This is a genomic window from Calyptranema fuscum S582 (assembly GCF_055793305.1).
The window spans coordinates 144,104-158,081 of the sequence record NZ_JBSLYH010000012.1 but is presented as its reverse complement, the minus strand read 5'-3'; the positions used below and the strand labels follow the sequence as shown (position 1 = coordinate 158,081).

Below are 13,978 nucleotides of genomic sequence, written 5' to 3'. Positions count from 1 at the left end.
GGAGATGGGATTTGCCGTGAGCGTAGCCGAACGGGAGATATTTTTTTTACAGAGGTTGTAGGGGCGAAGCATTCGGTAGTGAAACTCTGGAAATGAATCAGCAAGTCATTGTCCGAATGCTTCGCCGAATCGTGGATTCAATAAAATCGGCGACTTCAGCTTTGTACTGGGATGGGTACGGCATCTTAAACATCCGTGTAAGTTGCTGAATTTAAGCTTCAAGCCTGCCTGAACCTCTCATGTGTATTACCGCTGCTCGGTGGGAAGGACGAGACGTTGAATGTAGGAGATCAATTTGTCTAGGAGTAGGCCAACAGCCCCGATGTAGACGACTGCCAGAATGATGTCGCTGACGTAGTTTTGTTGATAGGCATCCCAGATAAAGAAGCCAATACCGACGATGCCAGACATAACGATTTCTGCGGCAATAATTGCTAACCATGCCAACCCGATCGCAATTCGGAGTCCGGTGAAGATGTAGGGCAGGGCAGAGGGCATGAGGATTTTGAAGAAGTACTTCCAGCGAGAAATCCGCAAGACTCTAGCGACGTTGATGTAGTCTTGGGGAACCTGGCGAACCCCCTCTGCGGTGTTAATCAGGATGGGCCACAGGGACGTAATGAAGATCACGAAAATGGCAGCGGGCTGGTTTTTTTGCAGCGCAACCAGAGCGATCGGAACCCAGGCGAGGGGTGCCACCATTCGTAAAAATTGGAAAATGGGATCCAGGGCACGGTTTAAGATCGCGTTAGTTCCCACAAGTACGCCAAGGGCAATACCCACAACAGCGGCAGCAGAATAGCCTTGGGCAACCCGTCCCAGACTGGCAAGGGTTTGCCAGAATAAGCCTTTATCTAACCCACCCAGGTCATAAAAGGGATAGAGCAAGAGGATGCGGGTGCGTTCTTCCGTCCAAACGCTGAGAGGACCCGGTAGGCGAGTGATACCCAAAGACGAAAGTAGTTGCCAGACTGCCAGAAAAGCAAGCACACCCATCAGGGGTAAAGCCATATTTTGTCCTTGCTTTTTCCAGAATTCCCGCATCATATCCGTCCAGTTGATGCTTGAGGATGGTCGTTTTGTAGAAGTAACCATGAGTAGCTCCTGTAATGGTGAATGATGTGAAGTAGGGAAAAAGATTAAATACGCTTGATAGTCAAGCTGTTCAAGTAGGCTTCTGGATTGGCAGGATCAAACTTGATGCCATCAAAGAAGGTTTCCACACCGCGTGAGGTATCCGTAGGGATATCGCTAAAGCCAGCTTCCTGGGCTGCTTCGCGCCAAATATCTTCGCGGTTAACACGATCAATCAATTGCTTAGCCGTATCAATATCTGCGATCGCACCATTATGAAAATTCCAGCGAATGGTTTCGGTTAAAAACCATAGGTCATGGCTCTTGTAAGGGTAGGAGACATTGCCAATATCATCTTTCCAATACAAGGGTCCTTCTTTGAAGCTATCAATAGCGGCTTTACCATCACCCATGGTGTACTTCCCAGCATAGGGTGCTTCTAATACTTCCTTGGGCACATTGAAGTAGTTGCGACCCGAAACAATGCTGATCAACTCCGTCCGGTTTTCCGGTTGGTCACACCATTGCTGTGCCTCCATCACAGCTTTAAGCATCGCTTTGGTGGCTTTAGGATGTTGATCGACCCAATCAGCCCGCATGGCTAAATATTCTTCGGGATGGAATTTCCAAATTTGTGCCGTTAGTGCTGCCATGAAACCAATATCATCGGTAACAATCCGATACGGCCAGGGGTCACCTGTGCTAAAAGCATCCATCGTGCCATTGCGCATCCCTTGCACTGTTTCAGCTGGCGGCACGGCTAACAAGTCAATATCACTATCGGGGTCAACTCCACCTGCCGCAAACCAATAGCGAATCCAAAAATCTTGATTCACATTGGGGAATGTATGCGCTGCTTTGAATTTACGTCCATTGCTGGCTTGAAAGTTTTTGATATAGTCAGCCGCACTGGAAATATCTAGCCCCAACCCTTTTCCGGCATGGGAACTGGCGATCGCTACCCCATTTCCCTGAGTGATTAACTGAGCCAGCACATACATGGGTACCTTGTTACCATTGGTGATAATCCCTTCGGTAATCAAGTGCGGCATCGGCATTTGCCACTGCCCCCCGTCAATGCCGCCCCCTTGCGAACCAATCGTGACATTATCTCTGGCAGATGCCCAGTTTGCTTGCTTTGAGACTTCAACCTCGGTTATCCCATATTTCGCAAAGAAGCCCTTTTCCTTGGCAACAATCAAAGGTGCTGCCTCCAGGATGGGAATAAAGCCCAATTTAGCAGCAGGGGTTTCTGGGGTTTCAGTAGAACCAACCGGGGCAGGTAAGGGGGTCTGGGTAGCCGCACTACCTCCAGTGGTTGCAGTCGGTGGATTGCCGACACATCCCTTGAGGAAAACGGCTCCAGCTGCCGAGGCACTGGCTGTTGCCAAAAACTTACGTCGAGTCAATCTAGAAAAATTGGACATAAAACCTCCCCGCAGCCTTTTTATCTGAAAAAAGGCTGACAATAAACGGCTAATTTGAGTAGTGAAAGATTTGGTTTATCGATCGGAAAACCTGACTTGAAATGGTTTCAATCGTCAGGCATATACCTTTCCGGGGTGGCTTCACTCGGATTGAGTGAAGTCACATTTGTAATCTCTGTAACCTTAAAAGTAAGCTTACCGTGTTTAAGAAAAAATGATGAATGTTTCAGAGCGAATTTGGAAATAATTATTAAATACAATCGATAAGGTTTTTTATAATTAATCACTACATACAAGGTGAAACCTATGTCAGCTCTTGCGTTTACGCGATACACCGTAAAAGCTTGGTATGACAGTGTCCCCAACATATTTCTATCGTATCCATTGAAGTAGTAATTGATATCGCGATCGCATCTATCAAAACAATAGAAATTTCCAATCCATTCGGTACTGTAGCCGTCGAGGGGTTGATGAGGACAAGGTTCTCGGCTGATTGACTGACAAAAGTGCCAGAAGGCGCATTCCAACGTAGGGGCAGGTTTTGCCGAAACGCTGACTGTAAGCCGATCTAGAATTTGCTAAACCTGCCCTTACAAAGATTCGATGTGAGTGCCGCGTACACTGAATCTCATAGCTGAATTAAACATGCCAACGTGACATGCTCCTTGTATAGAAGGCTGAGGTTGCCCAACTTAACGTTTGCCCATCAAATGATGCATGATGCTTTGTAAGCGCGATCGCAATGCTTGAGCTTGCCGATAGGTAGCGGTATGGTCAAATCCTGGTTTTCCTTGCACGTTATCCTCTTTCCAGGGTTTCTCGACAGGTTGGATGAAGTAGTGCAAACGAGTCCGATTTGCCCATATACCCATAGACGGAAACAGGATAAAAACCAAGCTTAATACCGATAAGGGAAACATTGGTAAGCCCAGCCATCGTGCTAGCTTTTTGAGATTGATTGTCCAGGGATGTAATAATTCATTCCCTATACAAATTACGGGCAAGATGGGAACTTGATAGCGATCGCTCAATCGCATAAAACTTGGGTCAAAGGTTTGCAGTTGATAACGTTTACCCCATCCTTTGGCTAAGCCACGCCATCCTTCAGGAGCGTATAACAAAATGGTTTGGCTATCTTGATCTTTAACCGCAGCTTCAAAACTAGGAGCATCCGCTCGAATCCCCCCTAATACTTGCGACCACCCTGCGGGTAACCACCATCGTAGCCAGGGATGATCAAAGAAAATAGTATGGGCAATGGGTCGGCTCAACCATCCTCTTGTCTGACTTAAGAGCATTCCTAGTCCCACAAGATCCCAGGGAAAACACATCCCCGCATGATTAGTTGCCACAATCAGGGGTGCAGTAGTGGGTAGCTGTTCCAGGTGCTGAAGCTCTGCCCGAAAGTAGTCGTTCATAATGGGGCTGAGTAATTCATCCCGGAAGGCTTTCTGGTAGGTCGGTTCCATCTGGGTAGGCAAGCGTTGAGGCGATCGGCAACCCAACCGCAGCCAGCGGCTTAACAGTGCTATGTAAAACCCACCCGGTACTAAAAACAACCCATATTCAAACCAGCGCCAACCTTCTGGATCCGCATGATAGTGTTGCCAATGCCGATTAAATAGGATCAACCATCCGGGCGGGTACCATAGACAAAACCAATCAAACCAGCTAAATCGATAGGGTCGAGCCACATCGGTTGAAGCAGGGCGATCGCTAACGGGATCTGAATGGTCAGAGTCATGGGATGAGAGATTCATGACACAGAAGGGGCAATTGAGGTTAATTCATCGGTAACCCCTAGCATATAGATTATGGAGGCGGATTGTGTCTGCCAAATAACCGATATTTTGGTGTAGGGGCAAAGCCTTTGCTAAACGCTATCCGTCACCGTTGAGAACTCTGAGTGCAAATGCTTTGCCCTTACAGATACGCATCCCTTTACGTTGGTAGGTGAATAGGACGTGTGCCCGCAGGTGCACGTCCTAAAAAGGGTATGTCGTTATGGCTATTTATTGATGTATGTGGCGATCAGGTAAAATCCAGCCGTAGATACCAGTTGTGGATGAAAAGACAACAGCTATACTTTCAAGATCCACTGTTCGCGGGTGTCAGCACTGAGAAATGAAGCAGGAACATAGTCGATCGCCACACCCAATGAAACAAAGGCTGCTCGAATTGCCGTTGCATGGGCTGATTCATCTGTGCCAATGCTAGCTCCGGCAGTAATCAATGCAGGAGTTTTGAGTCGAGCAATTTCGGTGGTATAAGCGATCGCCGCATCGGTTTCAAGCGCCAGCGCCAGTTTGGCGATATTCACATCCGAATCTAAGTTACCTTCACCCCGTTGAATGTAAGCCGATAGATCGTAGCTTGCCGCTGCGGTGACCGGAGTTGCACCCAAACTCTGTACCGCTGCCATTAAGGCATCGCGATGTGCCATGTGATCGGCTTGATTTCTCAAAGCTAAGGCTTTGACCGCTTGCCCGACATTGGTATCACTTAGCTGACTGGCAGCGGTGTTATATGCCCAAATTGCTTGATGTTCGTAATACAGCGCATTGTTGAGAATCGCCGCATCCGCTGCTCTATCAGAATCCATATCTGCTGCCGGAGTAGCTTGCCCTGGACGAGCGATCGCCGACAGCCCCAAAGCCGTTGACAAACCTGCGATCGCCCCACCCATAACCACATGACGCCGAGAAACAGACCGAGCAGACAAAAAACGAGAGCCATATTGTAAACTCCTGGTTCAATTAAGTGAACTACAGGGGTATACGCTAAAGGGTTAGCGATTGGATGTATTCGCTACTGATCTGACGTAAAAATGGCACTGTCGTATTCTGGGGCGGCGCTGATGTGCTCGATGAAATTGAGTGTGGGTGCTGCGCTTCGCGCAGCACCCACACTCAATTTCATCGCTGGATTAAGCAAAACTGAGAGATCTAGACCAACGCTCTCTTCCTCTTAGAGCGTTCTTTTTGGAACAGTGCACCAAACCCAAGAGCCACACCCGATCCCAACAGGGTTAAGGGTTCAGGCACATTTTGGCTCTCCGTCACAAAACTGTCGCTTTGACCTTGAGGGAGGCTTTGGACATGAATTCCGACCTTCAAACTCCCTGCGTTCAAAGCACTGATGACCTGGTTGTAGTTTCCAGCAAAGGACACACCTAGCGTTTCACCACCATTCACCCCATTGCTGGCAGCTCCAGATTTCGCGGCTGAGAAAGTATTGACAAACCCCTCTACCTTATTGCCCTGCGGAAAGTTGCCATTGCTGTGACTAAAAGCAACCGTTCCCACATTACCTGTATTTAAATTCATGCTAGACAACAATCCAGCCTGATCGCTAAACGAAATACCGCCAATGAAGTGGCTGGCTGTGGTTGTTTTGTTGAGGAACTTAAACACAATATTGCCACTGCTTTCAGTGACATCTAACTCAAAATCATTGATGAATGGATCGCCCGACAGCTCACTTCCACTATTAGTGGGGAAGATGTTATCAAATCCAAACGTAATAGCGGCGGCAGGTTTTACGGTCGTAGTCAGGATCAAACCAGTCGCAGCTAACAGAGATGACAAAAATGCTACTTTCTTCATGCCCAAAAACACCCGTGGATTCTTTAAGGTTGTAACGATCGTGATTTTTTTGATCGAATTTGGATCAAACTTTCGCAATCCAGCGTGAGATCACTATCAAACTAGACATTCAAACCGCATGAATGTGAATACTTCGGAAAAGTTGTTGTTGAAAAACTGGATGTACGTAGCTCTATTTGTTAACTGTAGCAAAACTGACAAGTGCTTGGGTGTACAACACCGTAACTTCATTCTTGGAAAGTTAAATTAGATACAATCTTTACTGATGAATTGATAAACTTACGTACACCTACAAATTTCAACGCAGTGAAACTGTGTAATCGGGATGACTACTGACCGCACAATGGATGAATTTTACTTCTCCTTACGCTTAACGTTTTGGGATTGCGTTATAGAGAATTGTGGTATTTACTCAACAATTTTTTGTTACGCGGGCAATGTCAGCTCAACAAAAAATTGATCTTAATTAAGACATTGATGTCCTTCAGTATTTTCTCTGTCCATCTATTAAAGAGAGGCTCTGAGCGCCTCCCCAGGTTTGTCACATTTTTTAATTAGCTTGGAAAATGTGGGGATATAAACACAATAGTCTGACAGTTCTATACTGTCGGTGTCGCAGGTTATTAATAACGCCACCGCTCAGAAGCTTGATTGACTACGAAAATTCTTGCTGAAAGGCTACGTTCTGACAGAATTTGATAGCTCCGACACCAAATCCGCCAATGTCAATACTTTATTGAAGTTGAGTAGAATCAGAGAACCTGGAGGACACAGCCTTTCCAGGGTCTTCGTCGGTTGGTCTTTAGCTTTATTTCCCACTGATATAATATCCATCCGACATCAGGTTCGAAGATTTTACCTATCTCCATGGCACGCAATATAGGTTTTGGAAGCGGGCTTTATCCATGTCCGGATCCTTAAAATCAATAAATAATGTTGCTATAACAATAGCTTTGATGTCTATTTTTTACGATTTATGGTTATTTATTATGAAGATCTTAAATCAGGCATTCAAAAAGCAAGGTGAGGTATGAGAATTCTGTTATCAAGACAAGTGCTTGATTTGTTTCAGTTTAGGAATACTAAATAGTTGTGATTACTCTTAAACCAAATTTAATTAATCAGATGGAGTTTTGCACTGTGAGAATGCTCCATTTCCTAAATTGGGTAACCGTTTGATCCTTTGCTATTGTTTGGTTTTCTACTAAAGTCAATAGGTTACTTTTGCTGTAGACGGCATCAGCCGCTATTCAATCATCGTGTGTTCCTCTCATCACTGAGGCATCGGTCTTCAGTATTCTTAAATTGTCCAATTATTATCGTGATCTTCATCAATCCAACTCATGTGGGGAACTTAAGTTTTTCGCAGGGAAAACTTAAGTTCCCCACATGAACACGGTGCATCCACTAGAGAGTATGAGTCGTTGTCGGCTTTCGCTTAGTTTCAATCAGTCCAATTCTTACCTCGTTTTTCGCTGTTTCAAGGTTAGGTGTAAATGTTTATGACAGACTTGTATGCATCTACCGTTGTGGTGATCGATCCGACGGTTAGTGACTATCTAGAATTAGTTCAAGGACTTAACTTGGACGCCGATGTGCTTGTCCTTAACCCTGAGCGAGATGGGGTTGAACAAATTACGGAGATACTTGCCAACCGTCCTAACACTGGGCATCTCCATATCGTTTCCCATGGCAGTCCGGGTGAAATCTATATCGGTTCAACCCGTCTTGGTTTAAATACCTTAAGCCTCTACACCAATCAGCTACAAAATTGGTCAAAAAAACTAGCTCAAAATGCTGAGATTTTGCTCTATGGATGCACAGTTGCTGCCGAACGGATAGGGCAGCGTTTTGTAGAGCAATTGGCACATCTGACCGGAGCAGCGATCGCCGCTTCTAGTACCTTAACGGGGAACGGTGCCCTCGGAGGTAACTGGGATTTAGATGTTACAACCGCAACCATTCAAGCGTTGCCGCTTCTGCGACCAGAGACGATGGCAGCGTATCGCCACGTCCTCGCTGTTTTAGATTGGAGCACGGTTGACTGGACGCAAACGGCTGGAGCCTTTCCCCGAACTCAAACGTTCACCATTGGCACCGTCAATATCACCATTACCGTGACGGCAGATCCAGGGGTTACGGTCAGCACCTTAGACGATGACAATTTCTTTGCAGGGGGGTATGACTTTGCCTCTAAGCCCGAATCGTTGCGGATGCAGATTGACCCTACAACCGCAGGCACCGGGGTTACGGCTACTGTTACCTTTACAGATTCCGTCAGTGGGCTACCTGTAACGGTCAGCAATGCCAGCTTTGAAATGTTTGATGTAGACGATTCCAGTCCGGGGTGGAATGACCAGGTTGTCATTACCGGGACAAACTCCATTACATCGGGGTCTGTTTCACCGACCTTTACCCCATCTGGCAATCCGTCTTACACGATTTTAGGGAATACACTGACGGGAAATGGTAACTCCCCCAACGGCGACGTTGTTGGGACTGTGCCAAACTCAGGGCGAGGAACCGCCAGGGTGACATTCACTAATGACATTACCGGATTTACCCTGATCTTCCGCGATGGTCCAACAGCACAAGCGAACCCTGGTAGCCACGGGGTCGCATTTCTCAGCAATATTACCTTTGATAACACCCCACCGACCACGGCTGATGCGACGGTGTCCCTAAACCCCAGCACCAGCGTTACCCTGCCTGTATTGCCAACCGTGAATGGGTTGGGTGGAAGTGATGCCGATGGTTCCATCACGTTTTACAAAATTATTTCACTTCCCAGTGCTGCCGATGGCGTCCTTTATTTGGGTTCGGTAGCCGTCGGTAACGAAATTACGGCTGGACAGGTTATTTCTGAGGCTAACCTGTCAAATCTGGTGTTTAATGCCACGGCTGGTTTTGATGGTGGCAGTTTTACCTATGCGGCAATTGATAACGATAGCGGGATTGATCCGTCTCCTGCCATCGTTACCCTCAACTCCAACACGGCACCCAACACACCACCAACCACCAGCGATGGGGCTGTCACAATCACTGCCGGGACAACCACCAATCTGACGATTCCGGCTGGGGCAGATACCGATGGAACGGTGACGGGGTACCGAATTGAGACGTTGCCTGCGGCAGCGGACGGAGCATTATATCTCTCTGATCCGGCGAGTGGGGGTACGTTAATTGTTGCCGGACAGATTCTTTCGGTTACCGAGATCAGTCAGGTCTTTTTCCAGGCTACCGCAGGGTTTAACGGCGGCAGCTTTACCTATGCAGCCCTCGATAATAATGGGGCGATCGATGCAACGCCTGCAACGTTCAACCTGAATTCTACGGCTGACACCACAGCTCCTGTCGTCACGGTTAACTTTTTGACCACTGCCGACAAAAATCCACAACTGACAGGTACGGTGGATGACACAACGGCAACCGTCCAGGTGACAGTTAACGGAAAAACGTACACGGCAACGAATAATGGAAACGGCACCTGGACGTTAGCGAATGATACGATCAGCCCGCTGCTGCCTGTCAATACGTATAGTGTGACGGCGATCGCCACCGATACAGCCGGTAATAAGGGCACGGATGGCACCACCAACGAACTGAAAATCATCAGTGGCACGACTCCCGATACCACTCCTCCGGTGATCACGGTCAATCGGCTGGTGACGACAGACCGGACCCCTCAATTGACAGGCACCGTCGATGATGTCACGGCAACCGTCAGAATTACCGTTAACGGTAAGGTATATCGAGCCAATAATAACGGAGACGGCACCTGGACATTGTTAAATAACACCATCACGCCAGGGTTGCCGATCAATACCTACAGTGTTACGGGTAGGGCAATTGATACCTCTGGCAACGTCGGGGTTGATAGCACTCGTGACGAGTTGGTGATTAGGGGCATCGTCACCCCCACAGATGACGATTGCAATTGTTCTGATGAGCCAGGATTGGTGTTGAACGGCAATGCGAAACCCAATGTCCTGAAAGGATCGGGTGGTGCAGATCGATTAGCCGGTCGCCAGGGCAATGATGTCTTACGAGGCTTGGGCTGTGAAGATTCCTTGAGCGGGGGGCGGGGTAACGATCGCCTGTATGGCTACGGTTGTAATGATCTGCTGCGCGGCAACGAAGGCGATGATGTCTTGAGCGGGGGTAAAAATCGCGATCGCCTTAATGGTGGTGATGGCAAGGATCGGTTGCTCGGCGGTCGAGGCAATGATGTCTTGGCAGGTCGCCGCGATGATGACCGCATGTTTGGTGAACGTGGCAACGACACCTTAAAAGGAGGGCGTGGCAATGACACCATGGGCGGTGGTTATGGCAACGATCTGCTCATTGGCAACAGTGGCAATGATCTGATGCGCGGATATCGAGGAAATGATGTGTTGAAAGGAGGGCGTGGAGACGACACCATGGGCGGTGGAGCCGGTCGCGATCGCCTCAGTGGCAACAGCGGAAACGATCGCCTCCGAGGAAATCGGGGAGATGACCGAGTTTTAGGACGGCAGGGTAACGATCGCCTGGGTGGAGGTCGAGATAATGACCTGCTCGTAGGCGGACGCGGCGAAGACTTATTGATCGGGGCGACCGGGATTGATGCCCTGCGCGGTCAGCAAGGAAATGATGTCTTATTTGGAGGAGACGGTAACGATCGCTTGATTGGCAACCTTGGCAATGATGTGTTGGTGGGCGGTGCAGGCAAAGATCTCTTACGCGGCGGTGCGGGTAAAGATCGCATTGTGTATCAAACCACAGCCGAAGGTGGCGATCGCATCGTTGGCTTTAATGCAAGGCAAGATGTGATTGACTTGCGACAAGTCTTTGCAAAACCCGGATATGCGGATCCTCAACGCTTTAAGCGCTATGTTCGGTTAGCCCAAATTGGTTCTAACACCGTTTTGCGAGTAGATAGCAACGGGGATGCAGCCGGTGGTTTTGTTGCCCTGGCAACGATAGCCAATGTTTCGGCGAACGCCTTGAGTGCCAACAACTTCCTGGTGAGGTAAGCACCTCAGCCTGATTAAACCAAAACCCCTGTACCGCCCGCTCAGCGGGCGGTACAGGGGTTTCATGTTGGGACGGCTGCTGGTTTAAAATCGCTGCGGTTCAACCCAGCAGATTTTTGCTTCTAAGAGTTGTGGATTGCATCAGATCAACGATTGAATCGTTTGCAGGGGCGAACGGCCGTTCGCCCGTACGACATATCATCGAAGCTATTGAATGCCTCTTCCTGAGCGCTACGCGCTATTAGACCATTCACCCCGGTCAAAGGTTATGAGGCAGGGAAGCCTGTCCGCGCCACAATGGTTAGCAACCCTTGCTGCCCCAGCAACACTTCTCGGAGCAAGCTAAAGATACCGACCCAAATAATTGGCGTAATATCGACCCCTCCCAGAGGTGGCACAATTTTTCTCAGCGGGATCAAAAATGGCTCTGTGGGCAGAATGACTAGGCTGAAAGGAAACTTGCTGATGTCAACTTGGGGATACCAGGTCAAGACAATTCGAAAGATGAAGAGTAAGACCATCAAGCCAATCAGGGGAGCCAAAATCCAAGAGGCGATCGCGACAGATGTCATAATGAGTAGATCTTTAAACTTTGTAACCCGTACTTCCCACATTCTACCTTGACGCAGGATTACAGCTAAATCTTCACCAATTTCTAGAAACTTCTGGTCTATCCCCTTCTCAAGCGAGTAACAGATCGATAAGATTATTAGAGAATTAGTTGCCCAAATTTAAGGATTAGAGATCCATGACACCATCTTTAGTAAATTTCCTATACAGCTTGCTTGCCGGGTTACTGGTTGTCGTTATTCCTGTTGTGGTTGGTTTAGTTTTCATCAGCCAAAAAGACAAAATTCAACGGGGTTAATTTCGTCTCAACCTGAAAAACTTTCTGGGGACACCCGCTACTGGTGTGTCCCCTTAGTTTGTAGGGCGGCTTTTTAGCTATAGTGGATATTCAAGTTGGTCGTGTTTCAAATCCGGTGTGAATTTTTTGTTGCATGGAATAAGACGTATGCAATCCCAAATCATTCCTGCAATACCACGACCAAGTTCTACTTTAGGCGTTAATATTAGGACGTTATTCACGGAGACGAGCAATGATCGACCTTGGACTCGGCTGGAGTAATGCATTGGGTCTGATGCTGCCATCCACTCAGCCAGTCTTGGCTCAGGTGAACCTGGGAAGCAACCCTGCCACATTTTTGGGTATTGTTCTGGTGTTTGGCGGGTTGGGGCTATATTTCTTAAGAAATTTCCGTCCTCAACTGGCTCGTGATTATGACATCGCTTTCTCGGCGATCGCCCTTCTCTGTGGTGCCATTCTATTTTTCCAGGGTTGGCGCTTAGATCCATTGCTGACCTTTGGCTATTATATGTTGGCAATTTCAACTGGCTTTTTTGCCTACCAAAGTATTCGCCTCCGGGAAGTCACAACCGAGCAAGCCAAGCGATTTACGCCGATTGTGGACGATGAACGTCCGGTCAGTCGGGTGTATCGGGCTGAATTAGACGAAATTCCACCCGTTGATGAACGACCGATTACCCGGCGGATTCGGGGCAGTCGAGATACTCGCTCTACCCAGGATGAGTATGAAGATGTGCGGCGACGTCCATCCAGTGGTCGCAGTGCCAGCGATCGCTCTGCCTCTAGCGATCGCGTTCGGCGGAAGCGCCCTACCGATGCAGGGGGTCGTTCGTCTAGTAAGCGTCCATCTGATTCATATTCTTCTGACCCTTACGAATCTCGTAGTGTTTGGGATGATGACTATCAAGGTCGGTCGGCATCGGGTCGTTCCAGCCGGTCGGGGTATGATCCTACCGATGATGGGGGTCGCTCTGGCTACGATGCACCTGACTACTCCAGCCCTTCAGATTACGATTCCGGAGAGTACGGCAGCAGTTCGTCTACCTACAACAGTTCGTCTGCCTATCGGTCTTCAGAGTCTACGTCTCGTCCCAAGCGACCCCGATCGACTCGGCGGGGTGGGGAAGGTACATCTGCCGATTATGTAGACTATCAGCCGATTGACTACGGCGATCGCGATCCCGATAACACATCGGATTACACCTAAACATCTAATTGTTGTTTTCAAACTAAAAGGAGCAGCGCATATGTGCGCTGCTCCTTTTAGTTTGAAAATTTATTCACAGCCTTAGCTCAAAGCATTTTTACCTGGAATTGCTGCTTCTTGTCTCAAACTTCACTTAAACATACTGTGAATGTTTACTGATCGTCGGGAACAATGAGAAGGAAACGTGCATCTCAATGAAATTTCATCAACCCCCGATGGAGATAGCCAATTATGGCAACAAAGAAGCTTACTAAAAGAGTTGAATCTGAAATCCAGCGGATAGTTACAGAGTATGGATACAGCGAGTCAGTTTTAACAGAATTTGCACACTTTGTACTTCAGAAAGAAGCAACAACAACACGAAAAAATAAACCCTTGACTGCCACTCAGTTAAAACAGGCAGTCTATCAGTATTTCTCCGTTAAAGACACAACAACTCTACGAAAATCAGGCGCTTTCCAACTTGCAACCAGTGGCATGGGCAAACTTAATCTCAGCAAAAAGGATGGCTGGGAGTTGCTTTATCGGAAACTGATTGGCATTCTTCCAGAAGAAGAAAATCAGCAGGGATATGGATGCATTAATGGGATAAACATATTTAAGTACGATATGCCCTGGAAAGCATTTGGACTCGACCCAAAAACTGCAACAACAGAAGATATTAAGTCCACCTATCGAAATCTGAGTAAGCTTTATCATCCAGACAACCAAGATACGGGAGATGCCCAAATCTTCGATCGCTTGACTGTGTTTTACAAGAGCCTTACGGAGAAGTTTTAGAA

The 13,978-nt window shown here is 47.8% G+C and carries 10 protein-coding genes; 4 read left to right on the top strand and 6 right to left on the bottom strand.

The window, feature by feature from the left end:
• Window positions 1–246: 246 nt before the first annotated feature.
• From ntrB to ACR6Z4_RS10900, 5 genes are all read right to left on the bottom strand, one after another.
• Complete coding sequence (gene ntrB, locus ACR6Z4_RS10920) at window positions 247–1,047, bottom strand: nitrate ABC transporter permease (protein ID WP_479717296.1); 801 nt, start codon at window positions 1,045–1,047, stop codon at window positions 247–249.
• Between the two features lie 92 nt (window positions 1,048–1,139).
• Window positions 1,140–2,501: a CmpA/NrtA family ABC transporter substrate-binding protein gene (locus ACR6Z4_RS10915; RefSeq protein WP_479717290.1), complete on the bottom strand. Its 1,362-nt coding sequence runs from the start codon at window positions 2,499–2,501 to the stop codon at window positions 1,140–1,142.
• Window positions 2,502–3,193: 692 nt separating this feature from the next.
• Window positions 3,194–4,261: a 1-acyl-sn-glycerol-3-phosphate acyltransferase gene (locus tag ACR6Z4_RS10910; RefSeq protein WP_479717289.1), complete on the bottom strand. Its 1,068-nt coding sequence runs from the start codon at window positions 4,259–4,261 to the stop codon at window positions 3,194–3,196.
• 320 nt (window positions 4,262–4,581) lie between these two features.
• Window positions 4,582–5,187 carry a DUF4439 domain-containing protein gene (locus ACR6Z4_RS10905; RefSeq protein ID WP_479717295.1) on the bottom strand — a complete coding sequence of 202 codons (606 nt, stop codon included), beginning with the start codon at window positions 5,185–5,187 and terminating at the stop codon, window positions 4,582–4,584.
• Between the two features lie 259 nt (window positions 5,188–5,446).
• Window positions 5,447–6,106 carry a PEP-CTERM sorting domain-containing protein gene (locus ACR6Z4_RS10900; RefSeq protein WP_479717288.1) on the bottom strand — a complete coding sequence of 220 codons (660 nt, stop codon included), beginning with the start codon at window positions 6,104–6,106 and terminating at the stop codon, window positions 5,447–5,449.
• A 1,502-nt stretch (window positions 6,107–7,608) separates the two neighbouring features.
• Between ACR6Z4_RS10900 and ACR6Z4_RS10895 the strand changes: the two genes are divergently transcribed.
• Window positions 7,609–11,121, top strand: coding sequence for a DUF4347 domain-containing protein (locus ACR6Z4_RS10895; protein WP_479717287.1), 3,513 nt, complete (start codon window positions 7,609–7,611; stop codon window positions 11,119–11,121).
• Window positions 11,122–11,387: 266 nt separating this feature from the next.
• Here ACR6Z4_RS10895 and ACR6Z4_RS10890 read toward each other — a convergent pair whose 3' ends face one another.
• Window positions 11,388–11,693, bottom strand: coding sequence for a YggT family protein (locus ACR6Z4_RS10890; protein WP_479717286.1), 306 nt, complete (start codon window positions 11,691–11,693; stop codon window positions 11,388–11,390).
• Between the two features lie 176 nt (window positions 11,694–11,869).
• Here ACR6Z4_RS10890 and psbX point away from each other — a divergent pair, with 176 nt between their 5' ends.
• The 3 genes from psbX to ACR6Z4_RS10875 all read left to right on the top strand — a co-directional run bounded on the left by psbX (window position 11,870) and on the right by ACR6Z4_RS10875 (window position 13,976).
• The gene (psbX, locus tag ACR6Z4_RS10885; protein ID WP_479717285.1) at window positions 11,870–11,989 is read left to right on the top strand and encodes a photosystem II reaction center protein PsbX; all 120 of its coding nucleotides are present in this window, start codon (window positions 11,870–11,872) and stop codon (window positions 11,987–11,989) included.
• Window positions 11,990–12,221: 232 nt separating this feature from the next.
• Window positions 12,222–13,196, top strand: coding sequence for a Ycf66 family protein (locus ACR6Z4_RS10880; RefSeq protein WP_479717284.1), 975 nt, complete (start codon window positions 12,222–12,224; stop codon window positions 13,194–13,196).
• Window positions 13,197–13,427: 231 nt separating this feature from the next.
• The gene (locus ACR6Z4_RS10875) at window positions 13,428–13,976 is read left to right on the top strand and encodes a DnaJ domain-containing protein (protein ID WP_479717283.1); all 549 of its coding nucleotides are present in this window, start codon (window positions 13,428–13,430) and stop codon (window positions 13,974–13,976) included.
• The last annotated feature ends 2 nt before the right edge of the window (window positions 13,977–13,978 follow it).